General features: G+C 50.3%; 18 protein-coding genes. 9 read left to right on the top strand and 9 right to left on the bottom strand.

Going from position 1 to position 22,807, the window contains the following annotated elements:
• The first annotated feature begins 366 nt into the window (after nucleotides 1–366).
• The 3 genes from BZG73_RS12390 (at nucleotide 367) to dgt (ending at nucleotide 4,418) form a co-directional block, all read left to right on the top strand.
• Nucleotides 367–1,272, top strand: coding sequence for a hypothetical protein (locus BZG73_RS12390; protein WP_077578337.1), 906 nt, complete (start codon nucleotides 367–369; stop codon nucleotides 1,270–1,272).
• Between the two features lie 208 nt (nucleotides 1,273–1,480).
• Entirely contained in the window at nucleotides 1,481–2,875 is a 1,395-nt protein-coding gene (locus BZG73_RS12385) for an alpha-amylase family protein (RefSeq protein ID WP_077668458.1), read from the top strand.
• A gap of 94 nt (nucleotides 2,876–2,969) precedes the next feature.
• Nucleotides 2,970–4,418 (top strand): dGTPase, encoded by a 1,449-nt coding sequence (gene dgt, locus BZG73_RS12380; RefSeq protein WP_198531453.1) that lies wholly within the window; start codon nucleotides 2,970–2,972, stop codon nucleotides 4,416–4,418.
• 44 nt (nucleotides 4,419–4,462) lie between these two features.
• On the opposite strand, the gene BZG73_RS12375 is transcribed toward dgt, so the two are convergent.
• The 5 genes from BZG73_RS12375 to eutB all read right to left on the bottom strand — a co-directional run bounded on the left by BZG73_RS12375 (nucleotide 4,463) and on the right by eutB (nucleotide 10,514).
• Nucleotides 4,463–5,707 carry a dicarboxylate/amino acid:cation symporter gene (locus BZG73_RS12375; RefSeq protein ID WP_077668457.1) on the bottom strand — a complete coding sequence of 415 codons (1,245 nt, stop codon included), beginning with the start codon at nucleotides 5,705–5,707 and terminating at the stop codon, nucleotides 4,463–4,465.
• A gap of 248 nt (nucleotides 5,708–5,955) precedes the next feature.
• The gene (locus BZG73_RS12365; RefSeq protein WP_046075156.1) at nucleotides 5,956–6,360 is read right to left on the bottom strand and encodes a hypothetical protein; all 405 of its coding nucleotides are present in this window, start codon (nucleotides 6,358–6,360) and stop codon (nucleotides 5,956–5,958) included.
• A gap of 13 nt (nucleotides 6,361–6,373) precedes the next feature.
• Entirely contained in the window at nucleotides 6,374–8,281 is a 1,908-nt protein-coding gene (locus BZG73_RS12360) for a S8 family serine peptidase (RefSeq protein ID WP_201247905.1), read from the bottom strand.
• A gap of 266 nt (nucleotides 8,282–8,547) precedes the next feature.
• Nucleotides 8,548–9,495 (bottom strand): cyclodeaminase, encoded by a 948-nt coding sequence (locus BZG73_RS12355; RefSeq protein ID WP_077668456.1) that lies wholly within the window; start codon nucleotides 9,493–9,495, stop codon nucleotides 8,548–8,550.
• A 38-nt stretch (nucleotides 9,496–9,533) separates the two neighbouring features.
• Nucleotides 9,534–10,514 carry a hydroxyectoine utilization dehydratase EutB gene (eutB, locus tag BZG73_RS12350; protein ID WP_077668455.1) on the bottom strand — a complete coding sequence of 327 codons (981 nt, stop codon included), beginning with the start codon at nucleotides 10,512–10,514 and terminating at the stop codon, nucleotides 9,534–9,536.
• A 166-nt stretch (nucleotides 10,515–10,680) separates the two neighbouring features.
• Between eutB and BZG73_RS12345 the strand changes: the two genes are divergently transcribed.
• Both BZG73_RS12345 and yjjX read left to right on the top strand, forming a co-directional pair.
• Nucleotides 10,681–11,577: a sterol desaturase family protein gene (locus BZG73_RS12345; RefSeq protein WP_077668454.1), complete on the top strand. Its 897-nt coding sequence runs from the start codon at nucleotides 10,681–10,683 to the stop codon at nucleotides 11,575–11,577.
• Nucleotides 11,525–12,040 (top strand): inosine/xanthosine triphosphatase, encoded by a 516-nt coding sequence (gene yjjX / locus BZG73_RS12340; protein ID WP_077668453.1) that lies wholly within the window; start codon nucleotides 11,525–11,527, stop codon nucleotides 12,038–12,040. Before BZG73_RS12345 ends, yjjX begins: the two co-directional genes overlap by 53 nt.
• 40 nt (nucleotides 12,041–12,080) lie before the next feature.
• Here the strand turns inward: yjjX and BZG73_RS12335 are convergent, their stop codons facing one another.
• The 3 genes from BZG73_RS12335 to sltY form a co-directional block, all read right to left on the bottom strand.
• Nucleotides 12,081–12,725 (bottom strand): hypothetical protein, encoded by a 645-nt coding sequence (locus tag BZG73_RS12335; protein ID WP_046075151.1) that lies wholly within the window; start codon nucleotides 12,723–12,725, stop codon nucleotides 12,081–12,083.
• A 128-nt stretch (nucleotides 12,726–12,853) separates the two neighbouring features.
• Nucleotides 12,854–13,174, bottom strand: coding sequence for a trp operon repressor (gene trpR, locus BZG73_RS12330; protein WP_046075150.1), 321 nt, complete (start codon nucleotides 13,172–13,174; stop codon nucleotides 12,854–12,856).
• A 41-nt stretch (nucleotides 13,175–13,215) separates the two neighbouring features.
• Nucleotides 13,216–15,222, bottom strand: coding sequence for a murein transglycosylase (sltY, locus tag BZG73_RS12325; protein ID WP_077668452.1), 2,007 nt, complete (start codon nucleotides 15,220–15,222; stop codon nucleotides 13,216–13,218).
• A 225-nt stretch (nucleotides 15,223–15,447) separates the two neighbouring features.
• Here sltY and ettA point away from each other — a divergent pair, with 225 nt between their 5' ends.
• From ettA to BZG73_RS12310, 3 genes are all read left to right on the top strand, one after another.
• Nucleotides 15,448–17,115 (top strand): energy-dependent translational throttle protein EttA, encoded by a 1,668-nt coding sequence (gene ettA, locus BZG73_RS12320; RefSeq protein ID WP_077458796.1) that lies wholly within the window; start codon nucleotides 15,448–15,450, stop codon nucleotides 17,113–17,115.
• A gap of 233 nt (nucleotides 17,116–17,348) precedes the next feature.
• Nucleotides 17,349–17,729 carry a PilZ domain-containing protein gene (locus BZG73_RS12315; RefSeq protein ID WP_046075147.1) on the top strand — a complete coding sequence of 127 codons (381 nt, stop codon included), beginning with the start codon at nucleotides 17,349–17,351 and terminating at the stop codon, nucleotides 17,727–17,729.
• A gap of 49 nt (nucleotides 17,730–17,778) precedes the next feature.
• Complete coding sequence (locus BZG73_RS12310) at nucleotides 17,779–18,783, top strand: M23 family metallopeptidase (RefSeq protein WP_046075146.1); 1,005 nt, start codon at nucleotides 17,779–17,781, stop codon at nucleotides 18,781–18,783.
• A 94-nt stretch (nucleotides 18,784–18,877) separates the two neighbouring features.
• Here BZG73_RS12310 and radA read toward each other — a convergent pair whose 3' ends face one another.
• The gene (radA, locus tag BZG73_RS12305; protein ID WP_046075145.1) at nucleotides 18,878–20,254 is read right to left on the bottom strand and encodes a DNA repair protein RadA; all 1,377 of its coding nucleotides are present in this window, start codon (nucleotides 20,252–20,254) and stop codon (nucleotides 18,878–18,880) included.
• 123 nt (nucleotides 20,255–20,377) lie between these two features.
• Here radA and BZG73_RS12300 point away from each other — a divergent pair, with 123 nt between their 5' ends.
• The gene (locus BZG73_RS12300) at nucleotides 20,378–22,735 is read left to right on the top strand and encodes a PilZ domain-containing protein (RefSeq protein ID WP_046075144.1); all 2,358 of its coding nucleotides are present in this window, start codon (nucleotides 20,378–20,380) and stop codon (nucleotides 22,733–22,735) included.
• Nucleotides 22,736–22,807: the final 72 nt, after the last annotated feature.

The following is a 22,807-nucleotide window of genomic DNA, read 5'->3' as shown; positions in this document are numbered from 1 at the left end:
GGTTAGTACTTTTTTTATCCCTTATATTGGTCATTTATTCGAGCTGAACAAAACCTGAATGGTGATTGGTGCGACTTCCAGCAGAAAAAATAGAGCAAAATACTAATTGACACTTAACTCATTATTAACACCGTTGTCATGTTACTGACGCATTGCTAGCATAAATCCACATTCACTCGACACAAGTGGATGACGCTTACATCGCTAATACATAAGCGAACGTCAAGGAATAGACTGTCGCTAAGTGTTATTTATCGGATAAAAAGCCGATACGTGTATCGTTGCGTTCAATGGAGTAATGCGTGCACGAGGAATAATTAAAACGCGACAGTACTCAGATGTTTTTTAAAGAAGGGATACTTTAAAGTGAGTAATACTATCCAAAAAACAGCGGTTGCCGCTGCAATCACGCTTGTCAGTGCCACCAGTTTTGCTGGAGAGCTCGGTTCACTGACTAGTGAAGTCAAGATTAATGATTATGAAAAAGGCCTCACTAAAACCGAAGTCACTATTGGTAAAGGGTCTTATAAACTCAGCGACGATTACAGCTTTCTTTTTGATGTCGACAAAGACTTCATTAAAAATGAAGGTGAAGCAAGAAAAGAAGGTTGGGATACCCAATTTGGCTTAGCACAAGGTGCAGGAAGTGTCGGCAGTTTTGATGCAACCATGTATTATTTATTCCGCTACGACGCATCATGGAAAGCCAGTGATGAGTCCGACTCTTCAGATACTAAACAATATATTATTGCACCTTACTTCAGTAAAGATGTCACTCTGGGTGGAAAAGATTTTTCATTCGGTATCGAATTATGGGCTCAGCTTGGTAACGCTAATGATGATAGTTTGAAAAATAAAAGTGGCGTCGAAACTAACTTTTACCTATCCGGCGATCTGTCTAAGCACTGGAACCTCGAACTCGCTTGGTATAACTTCGATTACTACGACACAGAGGAGGAAGAGTACGACTATCAGATTGGTACCGAAAACTATCTAACTTACTCGCTACCACTTCCTGCTGGCTTCATGTTTAATATCGAGAACTATGTTGAGGCCTATCATACGCCAGACTCAGATACAACATTGGCCTATGCGCATATCCAGCCTGAATTAGAATTTAAAAAAGCGGTAAATGAACATTTCTCTTGGCATGCAGGTGTTTCCTATGAAGCATTTAACTGGGAATTCAAAGATGCCCAAGGAAATGAAAAAGACAAAGATATCTTCGATAATAATGAGTTCCAAGCTTATTTAGGCTTCACCATCAAGTAAACGCTATACACTGCAGGCAAATTCACTGCCTTTTTCCTGCAGTGCTTCTTTTCTCCTCTACCAACACCACATTTGATAAGTCAGTCAAACTATCGATTTTTTCTCCCCTACCGAATGTGATTTTTCTTCTAGACTCAGTTTTTATCTCGCGCCTAAAAACAAAATAGTCAATACATTATAAGCACATCCAATAACTAAGGTGCTTATAATGAAAATAATACACTATGCGTTAATTCCTCTTTTTTTCTTTGTATCCTTAAACACCAACGCGACAGCCATTTTACACGCTTTTAATTGGCCGTATCAGCTTGTAGAAGCAAGAGCGGAACACATTGCTGAGGCTGGCTACAAAAAGGTGTTAGTGGCGCCGGCCATGAAGTCGTCCGGCACAGCGTGGTGGGCACGCTATCAACCTCAAGATCTGCGTGTTATCGACTCTCCTCTCGGAAATAAACAAGACTTTCAAGCCATGATCACTGCCCTCGACCAGCATGGTGTGGCTGTTTATGCCGATGTGGTGCTCAACCACATGGCGAATGAAAGCGGATTACGTGACGATCTTAATTACCCCAGCGCACACGTCTTAGAACACTACGCACAAAACCAAGAAGCGTTCGAGCAGCAAAAGCTGTTTGGGCAGCTCTCGCAGCATTTGTTTTCCAGCACGGACTTTCATCCTGAAGGCTGTATCACTCAGTGGCATGACCCAGGCCATGTGCAATATTGGCGTTTGTGTGGTGGAGAGGGAGATGCAGGCTTACCCGATTTAGACCCGAATCAGTGGGTGGTTGAACAACAGCGTACGTATCTATCAGCACTAAAAGCCATGGGCGTGAAAGGTTTTCGGGTCGATGCAGTCAAACATATGAGCATGTATCACATCAATCAGGTCTTTACGGATGCCATTCGTGAAGGCATGCATATTTTTGGCGAGGTGATCACCAGCGGTGGGGCCGGCGATCAAAGCTATGAGGCGTTTCTTTTGCCTTATTTACAACAAACCACCCATAGCGCTTATGACTTTCCTTTATTTTCACAAATGCGTCGCGCGTTTTCGTTCCAAGGTAGCCTCACTCAGTTGCATCATCCTGAAAGTGTTGGTCAAACGCTGGATAAACACCGCGCGATCACCTTTACCATTACCCACGACATACCGACTAACGATGGCTTTCGCTACCAAATCATGAACCCCACTGATGAAGCGCTCGCCTATGCCTATATTCTTGGCAAAGACGGAGGGAGTCCTCTGATCTATAGTGATGAGCTTTCTGCAAACGAAGACAAAGATAACGGCCGGTGGCAAGGCGTGTGGAAGCAGCCTGCGATGAAGGCCATGCTCCGCTTTCATAATGCAATGCATGGTGAGCCAATGACGGTAATTGGCAGCACCCAATGTCTGCTGTTATTTAAGCGCGACCAAGCCGGTATTGTGGCGATCAATAAGTGTGGAGAGCCTCAATCTTACACCATCAATACACGCGAATACCCACTTAACTGGTATCGCCCTTATTATGATGTGTTAAGTGATGCGACCACCACCGTCTCATCGGATTTTCACACCATCACCATTCCTGCCCGCTCGGCGCAGATGTATATGCATTAATCTATGTCGCCGCCGTCTTGCTATGCCAAGCGGCGGATTGACAGTCAGTGAAATCCGCCGCACTCTATCTTAAAAAGTGGACAAGCTGGGTGTCATGATGACTGTGAATTTTAAGCAAAAAATCCGTCCAGATCGGCCTTTTAGAACGCAAACAAACGGCGATTTGATGAAGCAGTTTGAAAGCGATCGTGGACGGATCATTAACTCTGCTGCCGTGCGCCGTTTGCAACAAAAAACCCAAGTTTTCCCTCTTGAACGCAATGCCGCCGTGCGCAGCCGTCTCACCCACTCTTTAGAGGTCCAGCAAGTCGGGCGCTATATCAGTCAACTGATTGCCGACAAACTGTCTGCCTCGCAACTCGCTCCCCCGCTCGACCGCTGCTTGGAGACCTTGGTTGAGATGGCTTGCCTCATGCACGACATAGGTAACCCACCGTTTGGACACTTTGGCGAACAAGCGCTCAGTGATTGGCTCAGTGAGCACGTCCCGTCTATCTACCGCCAACATTTTAATGACGAACTGCCTGAAGAGGTACAGCGCGACCTCTGTCATTTTGAAGGCAACGCACAAGGCATACGGCTGATCCATACCTTACAACAGCTGAACCTCACCTATTCGCAAGTCTCCGGCATTCTTAAATACACTCGGTGTGGTAGCGAGCCGAAACCTGCGAATGACGACGCGCGCGCTTACCTGAAAAAGAAGGTCGGCTATTTTCTCAGTGAACAAGCGTACATCGGCGATTTACAAGAAACGCTCGCCATCTCGCCCGGCTGTCGGGCCCCAGTCAGTTACATCATGGAAGCGGCCGACGATATTTCTTATGGCATTGCCGATTTAGAGGACGCCGTTGAAAAAGGCGTACTGACTCTCGCGGATTTGAAAGCGGCCCTAAAAGCAACCTTTGTACAGCTTACCCAGGCCAGTGAAGGGCATGACGCCAACACCATGGCGACCATGTTAGAGAACGCGGAAAAGCGCAGCCACGGTAGTGACAGTCAGTTTTTTGTCTTCTTGCGTGTGGAGGTCAATAAACGCCTGCCTCGCCATGCCGCCCAACGCTTTATCGACCATTTACCCGCTGTTATTGATGGCACCTTTAATCACGCGCTAATTGAAGATAACAGCGTCAATCATTTACTTGTGCAAACCTTTAAAAACGTCGCCAAAGCGCATGCCTTTTGCCACCCTGAAGTGGAACGCCGCGAGCTACAAGGTTATCGCGTCATCCATGGTTTGATGAGCATCTATCGTCCACTCCTCACCTTACCCAGTGAGGTGTTTACGGCTTTAGTCAACGGCGAGCCGGTCAAGCTACAAGCGTCGATATACACCCAGCGGCTATTTAAAAAGCTGCCTGAAAAACATAAAAAAGCCTATCGCGACGCGGTACGAAAACAGGCACTGGCGGAGCAGATCCCTTCTTCTACTGCGCGAGAGTTCTATTTTCGTACTCGCCTGTTGATTGACTATATCAGCGGTATGACGGACCAATACGCTTTCGACGAATACCGCGCCTTTCATGTGATTGAAGAGGGCTAAAAAAACCGCTCCGTGGTTGGGAGCGGTTTTTTGCGATATAGCCATTAGCCAAAGCGCTTTTGCCACTTATCAATCACCGTGGCACCTATCAAATCGCCTTGCACATTGACCGCAGTACGGAAGGTGTCGAGTGGGCGCTCAATGATCAGCAAAATAGCAATGGCTTCCAGTGGGATCCCCGCAGCCAGCAACACCAACTGCATACCCGACATCGAGCCTGACGGCATGCCCGGCGCGCCTACCGACGAAACCATCGCCATAATGAAGATCATCACAATGCCGGTCGTTGACAGATCAATCCCGAACAGTTGTGCCAAGAACACTGCAGCAATGCCTTCAAATAACGCGGTGCCATCCATATTCATCACCGCGCCCAACGGCAAGACCATGCTCGCGGTCGACGGAGTGACCTTGAGCTCGTCTTTGGCAGCCTGCATCGAAACGGGCAGTGTCGCAGCACTGGATGAGGTGGCAAACGCCATCGCCAGCGGTGCAGAAATGGCGCGAAACAGGCTCACAAAGCCAATGCCGCCAGCAACGCGTGCAATAAGCGGCAACACGATCACTGCATGGACCATCGTGAGTCCAAACACCAGGGCGGCGAAACTGAATAACTGGCCAAATAGATCGTTATCCCCTTGATGGGAGAATTGGAAAACAATTGCAAACACAGCAAACGGCGCCAGCTTGATAATCCCTGCCACCATAGTGTTAATGCCTTTATTCAGCCCGCGAATGGTCTCGAATAATGGGTGCGACTCTGGCAGCGCGACATTCAGCGAAATGCCGAACAAAATGGTGAACACTACAATTGCCAAAAGGTTACCCTGAGTCACCGCGGCAAACGGGTTCACCAACGCCATATTGATAAGTTTGGTGGCAATGGCTCCGACACCCGCGGCCTCTTGGTTGATAAAGCTAATGCTCTCATCCACAGGCGGTGCATTGGTGAGCGGTTGCCATTCGGGCATCATCAGCGCTGCGCCAAGACCAATGGTGATCGCAATGGTGGTGGTAAAACCGTAAAACAAAAGTGTTGCACCACCTAAGCGCTTAAGGCGAACCACATTGCCAATATTACTGATCCCTTCCAGTAACGAGAGCAATACCATCACGCCGACCACGGCTTTGAGTAGACCGATATAACTGACCTTGGCAAGCATAAGCAACGGATACCAAGTGGTCTGTTCCGCGTTCTCAATGGGGCCGAATACCGTGCCCACCAGCCAAGCTAGTGCGGCCGCCACCGCAATTTGCAATGGCAAAGAATGTCTAAGGGTTTTCCACATTGTCTTTTCCCTACTGGCAGCATTGCAGCTGCATAATGATGATTTGTCTATTTTTTTGGCGTCAAGAAGCGATAAAGCATACCAAGCTGTCAGACTGGGCTCATGTAAAAATTATGAACAATCTGGAATATCTAGTAACAAAATGGTTGGTTGGAAAGTTTGGCCACACTTTTCGCTACAAAATGGGGACAGACAATGATAAAAAGCCCGCCTAAAAAGACGGGCTTGTTGATAAGCACTATTTTTGCTTATTGGGGACGCTGATTTTGCGGATTGAGCTCAAGGTTAACAGGGGTCTCTAACTCTTGGTTCAACGCTTTTTCTAACTCAGCAACATTGGTGCCTGGGGTCGCTTCCAGCAACGCCACSCCATCAAGGTAACTGACAAAGTCGAGGCCGTATTTTTGTGCGAGCTGGCTGGCGCTTGCCTCACTGACTTTGACCAAAATCGAGCCAGTGACCGTTAATGGTGTGCTTTGTGCCGATACAGCGACTTTATCGCCGACCATGACACCCATTTGCTCGCCACTCATATTACGCGCGTTGCTGTCGGTTTCGACGACCACATAATCTTTGCCATTTAGCTGTACCGTGCCTGCGCTTACACCAAGGCTGATACCCATGACGGCGAGGGCTATCATTAATTTTTTCATACTTCGTCTCCTATTAACCACGGTGACCAATGACACGCAGTGACCATTGCGTCAATTTACCATTCACGCTGTTATTCGCCATCGACTTCATCTCACCCCCTAGGCTGTATTGACGCGTCTTGCCGTCTGTATCTGTGACGCAGAGTGTCCATTGCCCTTGCGATACTTCACCATTGAACTTATGGCTGAGCATCAAGTGGTCAGTAAAGCCTTCTGGGTAGGTGCTATCTAGCGTATTCGATAGCATGCTATTGCGTGGAGACATCAATACACTCCGAGTCCCTGCGGGCGACTCTAACTCGATGAGCAGATCAGACATACGGCTGTGTTCGATCGAAGTCCGCACTTGTACCGCCTCGATAGTGAGGTTATCAGCGACTTGCACACTGTCTGCTGTCGCCACCGCCCCAGCATCTGCAATCGCGAGTCCAGTTTCACCCTCTTGGTTGTGATAAGACCACGCCCAATCGGTGAACACTTGTGCAGGAAGTGGCTGATATGTCTTCGCGGCTTCGAGTGCCGCATTAACATCAATCAAACCAAATCCATAGGTTGGGCTATACCAGCGCCCCGCGGCATTTTGCTTCCAACCTTCTAGGCCAGTCACCGTGCGCTCGCCACCAAGTGCCGTTTGATAGGTTAAAAGAACATCGGCATCGTCTGCATCCACGCGTGTCGCGGTTGTCGCCAATAGGTGGCGAATATCGCGCTGCGACAGATTTGGATAGGCTGACATCATCAACGCAAATGCACCTGAGGTATTTGGCGCTGCAGAAGACGTACCATTCATCACACTGTTGAAATCACAGGTGTTGTCTATCTCTGTCCCACCGTGTAGATCGTGTGACTCATAAGGAATACGATCGTCGCGGTTATAGCCCATGGTACAACCGGTCAAATCTGTGGTGATATGCGCCGGTTTATCGGTCCCATACTCGCCACCCGGCGCGGTCAAGAAGACGCTGCTGCCTACTGAGGAATAGGATGAACGCTCACCATCGGCATTCAACGCACTCACCGTCACGTTCCAGTAATTCGCATTGCTGGATGATTGGTTGCTGTTTTGCCACGGTAACCCATGGTTATCGTCCGCTGGACGGAAGCGCTCACGATTAAATGAGGTACGCTTATAACCATTTCCCGCTGATTTGATGAAAACTGCGCCAAGTCCGCCAAAGGCTTCCGTGCTCATTTTTTTGTACTGGGCGTTTTGACGGCCATCATAGCTCATCGGATCATCACTGTAAGGATAACTGCGGATACCAGAGCCGCCATAGCTTTGGTTGAATACGCGGACATCATCCGAATAGCCTTCGCGACCATGGCTGATTTCCCACGCATTCTGGCTTTGGTATTCGAGATAGTTATAGCCTTGCAGGTTGGCAAGCGGTGCAACCCCCATCCCACCAATACCATTATCACGAACCGCCGCGATAATCCCCGCGACCGACGTACCATGGGCAGTATTGCGACTGCTCCACCCCTCCGGTGTAGGATCATCATCACGCTCTACAAAGTCATAGGACTTTCCAGCGCGGACGTTAGCGGCCAGATCGGGATGCGCAATTTCTAACCCATCATCGACGACGGCGACGTTAACGTTTTGTCCAAGCACTTCTTGACGATGGGCTAACCATACGTTGAGGTCATTGCCAGGTTGGCCTCCTTCGCGAGCAAAGGCATTTTGACCACGGTTAAGCAAATGCCATTGTTCGGCCGTAAAGGGATCGTCACCGGGCAAGCAACGCTCTTCACTGGTACGGCTGCCATCGATGCTATTATTGCCAACCAGTGAGACACAAGCTTGTGGGTCTGGATCGGTAGGAGGATCGACAGGATCTGGCACTTGGGCCATCGCCCATACCCCTGAGGTATGAAATAGTGCGCCGATAATCAGCGCAAGAGAGCTGTGTTTGTGCATTTATCATTCCTTTTTACACTAACTAGACGTGTCTCAATTCTGAGAGACCCATCATTAGTAAAAAGAAACAACCTCAATAGAAACAGGCTATTATAAGAAACGTGATCTTATGCCTAATTATTAGAGCATAAGATCTAATTAGTTGAACAAAACCTGCAAAAATTAACCTCTTTGTTACATAGGCATGCAAGGAATGTGAAGTGGAAAACACTTATCATGTAATAAGTTATACCTTTTTGTTTTATAAGACAGCATCAATCACTGGGTCACCCCTCCGTCTTACACAATTCACTGACCACATAATTTGCAATCGCGGTATCCTGTACCCCTGTCCCTGTTAAATCGCACACGGTGATCGCCGCATCACTTCGCGCAATGGGACGCCCCGATGCCACTGTGTTTCCTAATTCTTCCACACATCGTGACAGTGCCAGCCCTTTAAGCTCACCCAGCTCCTCCGACTGAGCACGTCTATCCACCAGCACCCAATCCGCATTGTGTAAAATATGAGGATCAAGCTCGCGCTTCTCTGCGCTATCCGAGCCCATTGCCGTGACATGGGCACCCTGAGGAATATCTTGCCAATGCAAAATCGGCTGTTTAGCCGGCGTCGTGGTAACAATAATATCGGCCTGTTGACAAGCCTGCGCCACATCTTGGTGGGGGATCACTCGCACCCCCAGCTGAGCTTCAACCTCCGCTTGATACCGCTTTGCTTGTGCACTGTCTCGCGCCCAAACATGAACCGTGTCTATTTCTCTAACCAGTTTCAGCGCGGCCACTTGCAACCTTGCTTGCGTGCCCGCGCCTAATACAGTGACCGTTTTGGCATTATCACGCGCGCAATACTTGGCACTTAACGCCCCCGCGAGTGCCGTGCGTACATCCGTGAGATACCCTTCATCAAACAGCACGGCGTCCACTACACCGGTGGACGCCGAGAAAACCACCATTAAACCATTGAGGCTCGGCAAACCTATCGACGGATTGTCGAAAAAGCCGGGACTGACTTTAATCGCAAACCGCTCAGCACCTTGAATGTGAGCGGTTTTCACATCAACTTCGCCGTTGTGCTCGTGAATGGCCATGCTTAACACTGGTGGCATAGTTACCTCGCCACGCCCTAAAGCACTGAACGCATTTTCAATCACGCTGAGACTGTGCCGATTAAACGTGGCGACAGATTCGATTTTCTGACGGTGATATAACTGCATACGGACTCCTTTGACACCCATCAAGATTCAACGACGAGCTAAGGACGAACCTGCTCACTTAATGCTGTAACCGCTGCCAGGGTGTCGGTTGACACATTGTTTCCACTGACCACGATCACCACTTTCTTGTCCTGCCAATCTAACTGGTGTTGACGCGCAGCGGCCAATCCCACTACCGCGGCACCTTCTACCCACCTATTTTCGCACTGCCACATATCGATCATCGCACGGGCGATATACGCTTCATCCACTTGATAATGTTGCGTCATCACTTGGGGCACCAGGGCAAAGGTATATTGGTTATTAAGGCCAATGCCTCCCCCGAGGCTATCTGCCAACGATTCAGATTCAGGCACAGCTACTGGCTTCCCCGCTATGATGCTTTCATGCATTGCAGCCCCGTCTCGAATGGAAATGCCAATCAGGTCGATATGTGGGGCGATGGTACGCGCCGCTAAGCCAATTCCTCCCACCAAGCCGCCCCCCGACAAGCCCGCAGCAATCACATCAACATCTGGCGCATCTTCGAGGATCTCAAGCCCAATGGTCCCTTGGCCGGCAATAATATCGGGATGGTCAAAGGGAGGGATATAGCACAAACCATCACGCGAAACGGCCTCAAGCGCGGCTTGTTCGGCTTCATCCTGCGAGCGACCCACTACCCACACTCGCGCGCCCATTGCTTTAACAGCGTCCACTTTATTGTCAGGCACCAACGAAGAGAGACATACGGTCGCCGGGATCCCAAGCTGCTTGGCCGCATAGGCAAGTGCACGGCCATGGTTGCCTGTCGAGCAGGTGATCACACCACGCTCACGCAGCGCCTTGGGCAACCGACTCAATGCATAGGTCGCGCCTCGTAACTTAAACGCGCCCGTCGGCTGGCTTGTTTCGAGCTTGAGCCAGATTTGGGCATGATAACGCTGAGACAGCATCGGGGAATAAACAAGCGGTGTGCGCGCCGCCACGGCTTGTATCGCTTGGCGGGCAAGGTATATATCATGCAAGCTCGGTGACACACTCCCTCCTAGTTCGCGTTGCTTGGTCAGTTAGCGCGGAGAAATACTACACGGTTAGTAAACAGATTAGTTGCCCAATCGCTGAGGATCCAACCCACTATTTTCGCCGTGAAATGAAACGTTACACGTACTTATCGCGTAAACTACAAGCGGATAAGGAGTACTTATGAATTGGATTGAAGCGCACGAAGCCGGTTTTAGACTCAGCCTTTTCGTTGCCGTCCTTGTGGTGATGCTTGTCGCCGAATGGCGCTGGCCAAAACGCAAACTGACTCGGACGCGGCGAGAACGCTGGTCCGGTAATATCTTATTGACTGTATTTAATACTCTTACGCTACGTGTACTCGCCCCGGTTTCTGCGGTGGGCGCGGCCAGTCTTGCCGCCGCCTCTGGTTTTGGCATTTTTAATCAGTTTTCGCACCCTGAATGGGTCGCGGTTCTCGTCACATTAGTTGTGATGGATATGGCGATTTGGTACCAACACAAACTCTTCCACCAGATACCATGGTTGTGGCGGCTACACTTGGTGCATCATGCCGATATGGACATTGATGTCACGACAGGCGCGCGATTCCACACGGTGGAAATTTGGCTGTCGATGGCCATTAAGTGCGTGTTAGTCGCGCTACTGGGTGCACCTGTTGTCGCCGTGATCGTGTTTGAAACGCTACTCAGCGGGATGGCAATGTTCAATCACAGTAATGTGCGCCTCCCCAAGCGTCTAGACGCTTGGCTGCGTCGCGTTATCGTCACGCCAGATATGCACCGCGTGCATCACTCCACCCGGTTTCATGAGTGTAACGCTAACTACGGCTTTAATTTATCGTGCTGGGATCGCTGGTTTAATAGCTATGTGCCACAGCCACGTAAAGGGCATCAAGGCATGCGAATTGGTCTAAACGAAGTCGGCCAAGCGACGGACGCTAGTCGTGTTTGGGGAATGCTGCGTTTGCCTCTCCGTTGGCGTATACTGCAGCGCGCCTATCAGAATAAAAAGGAGCACTGGGCGCATGAACCAGGTGATCGTCACATCCAAAAATCCCGCGAAACTATCCGCCGTTGAAGCCGCCTTTCGTGACGCTTTTCCCGATACCCTTTTCACCTTCACGGGCGTTTCCGTTGCCAGTGGTGTCGCAGAGCAACCAATGACCGCGCAAGAGACCTATGCCGGTGCCTGTAACCGCGTTCGTCACGCCAAAGCGGAGTATGACGGAGACTTTTACGTCGGAGTAGAAGCCGGCTTAGACGGCCAACATACCTTTGCTTGGATGGTGATAGATGATGGGACAACGCAAGGCGAGGCGTGCTCAGCCTCACTGCCTCTGCCGCAAAAGGCGTTAGACGCTCTCCATAAAGGCGAAGAGCTTGGCGATGTGATGGACAGAATGTTTGCCACTGAAAATGTAAAACAAAAAGGGGGCGCCATTGGCATGCTCACCGGGCATCGGCTTACACGTTCAAGCGTTTACCATCAAGCGCTAATCATGGCGCTGATTCCGTTTATGCACCCACACTTGTATCGCTAACACCAATAACAACGGCGCCCTGTGGCGCCGTTTCAGAACATTAGTCTAGCTCGTCGACCCAAGGCGTATCTGCCATTTTAGGATAACCTTCCAAATAGGTTATCTTTGCACCTGTCTCTTCTTTAATTTGCTTAGCAATATCGAGAATTGTTTTTTCTGTCCACTCTTCGGGCGTACCGACCATGGCACTTGCCATATCACGGCTAATTTGCATCAAACCACCTTCTTTCTTATTGAACGTGGCGTATGTGTCCAAATGATATCCATCCTGATATTGCCACAAACAAGCTGTAAGATTCAGATTCGACTGTCCTGAAATATCTCTAACAGCTTTAGCGGTCCAAACGGCACCATCGCAAGTGGCAACTTTCATACCCACAGAGCCTGTAGCTCCCGCCAAAGCAGCAAGTTGAGACCCCTGAAAAGGATTGGTTAGAGTGAAACGCCCAGGTTTCTCTGGCGGCTCTGAAAAATTAGGAATAGGGGTTGCTTCTGTTGCGCTATTAACATTTTTACCCAGCCCATCGCTTGCGGCTTCAGCGACAGTATAACGATCAGAATCTGTTTTGATATCGAAGATTCGGTAATACTCAACTGACTTGTTTTTCTCAAGTAAAGCGTTATTTACGCCACCACAACCAGCAAGTGCTGCGCACATACCAGCAACAACGAGTGTTTTTTTCATCTGACTCTCCATGTGTTAGTTGGATGCCCAATTATTCAAACTCACTCATGAATTACAAGTACATGCGTCTCACTATCAAACAACGGCGCCCTGTGGCGCCGTTGTTTGTCTATTTAAGGCTTTGTTGATTAGGTCGATGAGGTGGACTGTTCAGCTTCACGTTTCAATAAATCAGCCAGCCAGTTTTTGGTTTCGTCATCCATCCGCTTTAACTCATTAGAGCCGCGTGTCACGGTCGCGATCCCCACGCCTAGCAATTGACTCAACTGGCGCTGACTCATTCTCCCTTCTAACAACTCATGCAAGATATTAATCCGGGCCACCAAGGTATCTCGCTCATCGGGGGTCAGTAACGCTGTCAACAAGGCATCATCATTATCATCTTGTCCAGCACGGCGCACTAGCGCGATAACATCTTGCCAACCAGAAAATGCAGGCGATTGCGACATGGGTTCCTCTCGCTCTTTACGTGATGGTCGCGATTGTAACATTAATAACGCTGTGCCAACTCGTGGGCTCGCAAAAATTGCACGGGCTCACCTAAAAGTTGGCGATAGTAAATATCGAACATCAACACGTTCTGCACATAATGGCGCGTTTCATAAAACGGGATCGACTCGATAAAGGCAATGGCATCCATGTGCCCTTTCGAACGTGCCAGCCAACGACTCACTCGATGTGGTCCGGCATTGTATGCCGCAAAAGCGAGAACGCGATTGCTATCGAAGCGATCAAGCATCATTTTCAAGTAGCCACTGCCCAAGCGAATATTCACGCCAGGATCGCTAAGACTGGCCGGCCCTTGGTAATCGAACCCTAATCGACGAGAGGTTTCACGTGCCGTACGCGGCATCAATTGCATTAATCCTCTTGCGCCCACGTGAGAGACCGCGCGAGTGAAAAAAGCACTTTCTTGGCGTGATAGCGCCATCAATGTGGTTTTATCCACCCCGCGCTCGCGACTGAAAAATTCAAACCACCACTGATGGGCAAGCGGAAAACGCAACGACAAGTGATCCCACATTTTTCCAGCGATGGTGGCTTGTACCGCGAGATGATACCAATGCTGTTTATTGGCATAGGCCGCCAGTAGCGCAATTTGCTCATCACTGGCGCGCTGCAACACATAATACCACTCGCGCTTAGCCGCGTAGATTTTATCAAGCGCAATCAGCTCATCGACTCGCGCCAGCACATCATTGACAGGCATCAGTCCCGCCTCTTWCAACACGGCGGTACGCGAAGGGATATGAATCGGCTTTTCCAGGTGCTGAGCGGCAGCCACACTGTAAAAATTACGCTCACCCAACATGGTTTCAAACGCCTGGTTCGCCGCGTGACTGTCGCCAAGCTCTAATTGAATTCGCGCCTGCCAATATCGCCATTTTAATGACTGTTTCGCCTCATCACTGAGCAGTGAAAGCCATTGATTCAATACGTGCCAATCACCCTCCACCAGCGCCAAGCGAAACCGTCGCTCGAGCAGACCATCATCGTCGCTTTGTCTCAGCATACGATCGCGCCACGCAGCCAATGCAGGCTCATCGTCATTCATCAATTGGCCAATAAGATAATCGGCAATGGCTTGTCGTTCATCCTTATCGTAATGTTGCCCTTCTACGGTGCGGCGGAAATGACGAATGGCTTGTGCTTCGTCTTTGCGCGCCAGTCGCTCAAACGCGAGACGAGTAAGCGTTTGGTTAAAGGGGGTCACTTTGCTTCGCTTGGAAAAGTCAGCGACTTGATCAGGCTTGTCGTAAAGATCAATGATTTGCTTTCCCGTCGCTTGGTGGGTGTCGGGAAGTTGTCCTTGTAGGTAACGCATTAAACTGCGATTGCGCCCTTCAAAGGTCAGCAACATCCGCTGTAAGATTAAATCACCAGTGAGTTGCTTTTGCTCGGAGAGGTAATCAAACAAGGGGTCACATGCACTGTCGACCGATTGACCGGATAAGTACAGAGACTTGGCACCACTGCGCGCCAACGCACGGTTACCAGCTTGGCTGTGAGCATAGTAATACTGACATTGATAACGCTCTCCCCTTGGCACATCGGGTTGGAAAGCGACCAAGGTTGCCCAATCTTTTCGATCTGCTAATAGTGTGAGGTAATCGGCGCGCAAACTATTAGCAAACGGCATAGTGGTGTAACGCTGAATAAAGTTGTTCACCGAGTCATGCGACTTTTCTGCAAGGTTGCGAGTAAAATCACGATAATCTAAATATGGATAAAGTGGATAATCGCGCAACTTGGCTTTGAGGCGGCGAAATTGACGTAATTCACCACGCTCAATCGCATCAATGGCCGCCTCATATTGACGCTGTGCAGGCGTCATTTGCCCACTGTCTGGACTGGCCGACGCCAGCGTGAGAGAAGGAGAAAAAGCGGCCCCTAGAATAAGTCCTGGTAGCAGTGAACGGGAGAAGGCACGGACACCACGACGCGCTGCGTAAGATGCATTGCGCAAAGGCCCGGACAAAGCGATGAATCGTTCCATGTTAAAGGTCGCTCCTAATCAATTAACACCGTGACGAATGTGTCACATCCAAAATGTGTGACAACGAATAGACAACAATCCCATCAGCAAATTCCCTCGCGCTGTGGCAAATGGTTTGCCGCCCATGGGCTATATTACCCAGCGAATATGACAATCACTGTTAAACTTGGCAAAGTTAACGTTAGAATAGCGTCTTTTACACCACAACAATTAGCGTGAGCAGAAATGGCTGAGTACGTATATACCATGTCGCGGGTGAGCAAGATCGTGCCACCTAAGCGCCAAATTCTTAAAGATATTTCTTTGTGTTTCTTCCCAGGCGCCAAAATTGGGGTGCTAGGCCTCAACGGGGCCGGTAAATCGAGTCTATTGCGCATCATGGCCGGTATCGATACCGAGATTGAGGGCGAAGCCCGTGTGCAACCAGGCATTAAAATTGGCTACCTCCCGCAAGAGCCTGCGCTAGACGAAGACAAAACCGTGCGTGAAACCGTTGAAGAAGCGGTCTCGGATGTGAAGGATGCATTGACGCGTCTCGACGCAGTCTATGCGGCCTATGCCGATCCTGACGCCGACTTCGACGCCTTGGCGCAAGAGCAAGGTGAGCTTGAAGCACTAATACAAGCCAAAGATGGCCATAACCTTGATAATGCGTTAGAGCGTGCGGCCGATGCCCTGCGTCTGCCCGAGTGGGATGCACAAATCAAAAACCTGTCTGGGGGCGAGCGCCGCCGTGTGGCGATTTGCCGTTTGCTACTCGAGAAGCCCGATATGCTGCTACTCGACGAGCCAACCAACCACTTGGACGCCGAATCAGTGGCATGGCTAGAGCGTTTCTTGGTCGACTATACCGGCACGGTTGTGGCGATTACGCACGATCGCTACTTCCTCGATAACGCTGCTGGTTGGATCCTTGAGCTTGACCGTGGTGAAGGCATCCCTTGGGAAGGCAACTACTCATCGTGGCTTGAGCAAAAAGATGTCCGCTTGAAGCAAGAAGCCTCACAAGAAAAAGCCCGCCAGAAAACCATTGAGAAAGAGCTTGAGTGGGTACGTCAAAACCCGAAAGGCCGTCAAGCCAAATCAAAAGCGCGTATGGCACGCTTTGAAGAGCTTAACACCTCCGATTACCAACGCCGTAACGAGACCAATGAGTTGTTTATCCCACCCGGCCCACGCCTTGGTGATAAAGTCATTGAAGTTAACAACCTAACCAAGTCGTTTGGTGATCGCGTCTTGATTGACGATCTGTCTTTTAGCGTTCCGAAAGGCGCTATCGTCGGTATCGTTGGTCCCAATGGTGCGGGTAAATCAACACTGTTCAAAATGCTCAGTGGTACCGAAACACCGGATGCGGGCACAGTAGAGGTCGGTGATACCGTGCAATTGGCCTCGGTGGATCAGTTCCGTGACAGTATGGACGACAACAAAACCGTTTACGATGAGATCTCGGAAGGTGCCGATATTATTCGCATCAATAACTTTGAGTTGCCTGCGCGTGCTTATGTCTCTCGCTTTAACTTCAAAGGAAGCGATCAACAAAAACGTATCGGCGATTTGTCCGGCGGTGAACGCAACCGCGTCCACCTGGCCAAGCTATTGAAAGCAGGCGGAAACGTACTGCTGCTCGATGAGCCAACCAACGATCTGGATGTTGAAACCCTACGCGCCTTGGAAGAAGCTCTGCTCGAGTTCCCAGGCTGCGCGATGGTTATCTCGCACGACCGCTGGTTCCTTGACCGTATCGCCACCCACATTCTTGACTATCGTGATGAAGGCCAAGTGAATTTCTTCGAAGGTAACTTTGCCGAATACACCGATTGGTTGAAGAAAACGCTGGGCGCACAAGCGGCTGAGCCACACCGCATCAAATACAAGCGCGTTGCCAAGTAACGCCGCACTCATGAGGGCAGCCAACGCTGCCCTTTTTCTTTCGGGGCGATGTAATAGGCGCCTCACGCCCTCGCAGTCATATGGCCAACTTCCCCACCCACAAACCGCATTCCATCCGTTTAATAACGCCAAGACATCAAAAAATGTTTCAGAATCGATACGCCCACACAGATTATTAGGTCGCTCGCCATGCATCGCCTACACTTTAAGCAAAGGAATGAGGAGATGCGATCATGCCAGAGCGTAGAAAATTTTCCCGCGTGATGTATCGTGCCCCCGCGATACTCAAGCAAAATGAACAGTCGTGGCACGCACATGTACTCGACCTTTCTTTGAAAGGGGTGCTTTTGTCTCGCCCAGATAATTGGCAAGCCAACCCACAACAGACAACGTTTTCGCTGATCTTTTATCTGCATGACTCTGACGTAGAATTAGACATGGACTGCATTCTCGTCAATAACTGCGAGAATTACCTCCATCTTTATATTGATCACATTGACATTGATAGTGCCAGTCATTTAAAAAGGCTTGTTGAACTTAACGTTGGCAACGATGAGCTCCTTCATCGCGAGCTAGCGCAGTTGACCGACCCTATGACGGAGCCCGAGTCTTAGTTCCGTGTCGTCATGGGCGGTACCAAACGCAGGCCAGCAGTAACCAGTCATGACAGATCACATCCACATCGCCATCTCACACCCAAACGGTGTGAAGCATTATACGCTTTGCCCTACCCGCAAAAAGGTAGTGCAGACGTTGGCGTTGGTATTGTTGGCCGTTCTCACCGTGACCTTCGCCAGCCTCTATTTACTCTCCGAGCGTTCTACTGAAGCTGAAGCCGCCGTTAACCGTTTACGTGAAGAGCGTGCTGCATTGAATAACGAAGTGGCCATGCTGCAACAAAAACGCGATGAGCTGTCACAAACCATCGAAAACAAAGATGTCGAGCTAACCGCTCTCACCCAACGCGTCGTGACGGTAGAAGATATGTTAGGGCTGCAATCGGTGGCCAAAGACGCCTCACTGACCCATCGGCTTGATGTGGCAGCGATTAACTCCGCTGTGCGCTACACCATGCTTCAGCTCATTCCTAATGGTAAACCCATCCAGAGTTATCGGCGCTCCTCCGGTTATGGCTCACGGACGCATCCGGTCACTGGCAAAGAAAAATTCCATATGGGGTTAGACTTAACCGCAGACATCGGCACCCCGGTGTATGCCCCGGCCGATGGCGTGGTGGAATACGTCAGACCCAGCCGTCGCAAAGGCTATGGCAACTTTGTAAAAATAGACCATGCCTTTGGCTTTATGACCCTCTACGCCCACCTTGATAAGTTCAACGTACGCAGTGGGCAATTCGTGAAAAAAGGGGACTTGATTGCTTGGTCAGGCAACACAGGTTTATCCACTGGCCCTCATTTACATTACGAAGTGCGTTTTTTAGGACGGGCGCTTAACCCGCGCCGGTTTATTAAGTGGAGTGCTGAACAGTTTGATACCTTGCTCGAAAACGAGAAGCGCGTCAGTTGGGGACATTTAGTCGCGGTGGTGGAAAACTTGGTCGAAACACAGGTACAAGTCGCCAATATGCCAGACGCTGAGCCGCCACTGAGCACCGCGCAGCAGCGTGAGGCCGATGTACAAACCACTCCGACGAAAGCCTCCATGTAATGGAGGCCGTAGCGCGATGATAAAACCGAGCGTCTTTGTTCGGTTAACTGGCCGTATCATCGCCCACCACTTCGCTATTGGTACTTGCGCTCGACTACAAGTCTTCTAACACATCCAGGGCGTCGGAGAGTTTGCTAACGCCATAAACCGTCATCCCTTCAATACGCTGTTTCGGCAAGTTTGCTTTGGGCACGACTGCTTTTTTAAAGCCATGTTTTGCCGCTTCCATCAGACGTTCTTGCCCACTTGGAACAGGGCGGATCTCCCCGGCTAAACCGACTTCACCAAAGACCACCAGCTCTCTCGGCAGCGGGCGATCCCTAAAGCTCGATATCAGCGCTAACAGCAGGGCAAGATCGGCACTGGTTTCGGTGACTTTAACCCCACCAACCACATTCACAAACACATCTTGGTCAGACATTTGCAGCCCGCCGTGTTTGTGTAAGACGGCCAGAAGTAAGGCAAGACGGTTTTGCTCTAGCCCCACCGCCACCCGGCGTGGATTGGCCAATTGTGAATAGTCGACCAAGGCTTGTAACTCTACCAATAGAGGGCGCGTGCCTTCCCACACCACCATTACCGAGCTACCGGAGGTTTGCTCCTCACCACGTGAAAGGAAAATAGCGGAGGGGTTACTGACCTCTTTTAAACCCTGCCCTGTCATCGCGAACACGCCAAGCTCGTTGACCGCACCAAAGCGGTTTTTATGGCTGCGCAGCGTACGAAAACGGCTATCACTGGAGCCATCGAGCAAAATCGAACAATCAATACAGTGCTCCAGCACCTTGGGGCCAGCCAGTGTGCCATCTTTCGTCACATGCCCCACCATGAAAATCGCCACATTGTGTTGCTTGGCATAACGGGTCAAGGCTGCGGCAGACTCCCGCACCTGCGACACGCTACCGGGCGCGGATTGCACATCCGCGACATGCATCACCTGTATCGAGTCAATCACCATGATTTTCGGTTGTTCTTTTTTGGCCACCTGGCAGATGGTTTCTACGCCCGTTTCTGACAACAGCTTCAAGCGGTCTTTGGCAAGCCCCAACCGATCAGCGCGCATCGCCACTTGCTGTAATGACTCTTCCCCTGTGATGTACAAGGTCGGCAAATGGTGTGCGAGCCCGACCATAGTTTGCAACAGCAAGGTACTTTTCCCCGCGCCTGGGTTACCACCAATCAAAATAGCGGCACCAGGGACGATCCCCCCGCCGAGCACACGATCCAGCTCTTTAAAACCACTGCTCAGGCGTGGCACTTCTTGTAAATCGATATCCTGCAGGGTTTGTACTTGTCCTTCTGCGCTACCTGCATACCCGGCATACTTTTCATTGCGCGCGACCTGGGGCGATGCTGCCAGTCTTACTTCTGTAATGGTATTCCACGCGCCACAGGCTGAGCACTGCCCTTGCCAACGGGGAAAATCCGCGCCACAGTCGTTACATACGTAGGCTCGTTTTGTTTTTGCCATTCGCTCTCCAAGACGTATGATGTCAGCTAATTCACAAAATGATTGCTATCTTATTAATTATTCCGACACTTTTTCCGACGCGTGCCGTTAATATACAAGGACAATACTTTACCAGACTTTGCCATGAAGCAGGATGATTACCAGGGACTGATTGAGCAACTGCTTCCGATGTCCCAAACCCCAAAATTTGAGGTGCTGCTCGATAAGCTAACCGCCAACGAGCCAAGCTCTGCCAAACTTCTGATCAAAATGGAGATCAGACGTTTGATGACGCCATGCAACCGTACCATCGACCTGCGTGGCAAAGTGGATGGTGAGTGTCATCAATACGAGCTCAACGGCAAAAAGCATTGGCTGGATGATGTCGCGATTAACCGCTATTACGAGCGTTTGCCTTTATACAACGGGCAAATGACTCAAGGGTTGTGGGAAGATTTGCACAATACCCCTAATAACTTTCGCGTCAAACACGAACAAGAAAAGCAGACGCAGCAACAAGGAAAAGGCCCAGTCAGTGATAGCGCCCAGGCGGCATTATTACCCGAGAAACTCACCTTTGGACGTTATTTAGCGCGTAGTGAAAGCCGCATCCATTTTGCTACCCAAGTATTAATAACACTGAATACCGGCTATGAGGTACATGGGGTCACCAGCGACTTGTCTAACTCAGGCTGCCGAGTACGTGTCCCCGCGGCATTCGATTACCCGCCTAGCGCTGAAGTCATCGTTCGGTTCACAGCACTGGCGCAAAAGTATCAAGACCCTGATCTGGAACAAGGGCTGAGTTATCGCATTATTGGCGTCGATCAAAACAAAGAGTCCACCAGCAGTGCTTGGCTACGCTTACGGCTTGACACCAGCAGTGACGCGATTAAGCAGGCCCTCGATGCAGAAATGGCCTCGCCCGACTTTCGTGGCAAACAAGATGGGGAGGACAAGCTACTCACTCTCAAGCTGCAAAGCTATGAACAATCCTTCTTGCATCACACCAGCGTGCTACCGCTTTACTTTGCGCAAGACAAGTTAGAGTACGTATTACAAACGCGGCAAAATCGAGAGCTATGGGATTACTGGCACGACAGCCGCAATCAACCTGTCATTAATCATATTTTCGATGCACAGCGCTTGTCACTGCTGCAAGTGGAAGGGGCGTCAACCAGCCAGCTATTGTTATATTGCTTTTATGTAGAGAAAAACAAACAGCGTTTTTTCTATTCCGCTTCGCCCAGCGAAATGAGCGAAGATGAGCGCCACCTGTTCTGGCAACTGGGTGCCAAGCGCCATTCATGGCGGGTGTTTAAGGTGACCATGTCAGCCATAAACGCGGGTGACATTGAACGGCTACAAGATGTGTCGCCTGATTGGCTGAATACGCTCAAAACCCTGACTCATGTCGCGTTGGTGCAAGATGTGACTCATACCGAAAGCAAGGAGAGTTATTTAACCCACCCCAAACCGTCGTTATCCAGTCAAGCCTTGCGACGCTTTTTACACCAACGTAATCCAGTTTGTCTTGCCCAGCTCATCTCTTCTGACCGTCAACCACAACGTCGTGAACCACGTTATGCTTATCGCTCTGAGGTATCACTGGTGCATTCAGAACAGGGAGCGCTGAAGGGAAAACTGGTCGATTTTTCCTCGGGTGGGTTGAACCTGAAACTGGCGCAGCCTTTTCAAGGTGCGAAAGATGACTTGGTGTCTGTATCACTCGATGCGTTTGTCAATATTGACCCTCGTGCGCCTCTCGTCGATATGCCGTATCAAGTCATTCGAGTGAGTCCCAAACGAGACAATATCCAACTCAAGCTTACCACTGAAGCGCCCAACACCCGTCGTCGCCAGTACCTTCGCCGCTTGATTGAACACAACCTCGACAAACTGACCGTGCTGGATGAGCGTTTACCCGACCCTCCCTTGGTTTGGGCCATGCACCAATTATTGCTTACGCGCTTAACCGTACAACCCTACTTTATTCGACGCGACAACGGTGTACTCTCGGTGCCCGCAGTGGGTATCAACCTGCCACCCAGCCGTTTGCACCGCTTTCTCGAGCGCGCAGGCGGCGGTCGCCAACTGTCTTTTTATCCGGTGTTCGGGGACAAGATTCTCACCCGCACTCATGAAGTCACTCGCCCCTCGCAGCCTCTTAAAGAGCTGGTGCGCGAATACTTTGTCTGGATAGACATGCAAGATGATAAGGTGCGCGCCGTCCATACCTTTGCCGATAGTGAATTTGAATCAGACGACGCAAGGCGTAAGTTCATCCAGTTGGCGCAAAAAGGCGGCGCATTCGCGGTGCTACGCAATCGGATGACACCGCTAGCCCATGCTGAACAAGATATTGATGCCACGCAGTTATCCACGTTACTCAAACGCGATACCCACAAAGCACGCCAGCTAGAAGACGAATTTGTTGCCTTGTGTGCCTACGGTGAGTTGGTCGATGTGACCGATGAAGTGCTAATGCGCCTGGGACGATAACCGCAGGCGACATACGAATGAATCGGCACGATATCGACCGGGGCAACAGCAAAGAGAGGATGGCACCCAGTG

It is taken from the genome of Salinivibrio siamensis (genome assembly GCF_001996005.1).
In the GTDB taxonomy this organism is placed as follows: domain Bacteria; phylum Pseudomonadota; class Gammaproteobacteria; order Enterobacterales; family Vibrionaceae; genus Salinivibrio; species Salinivibrio siamensis.
Note: the sequence above shows the minus strand (reverse complement) of the source record. Positions and strands in the feature narration are given on the sequence as shown.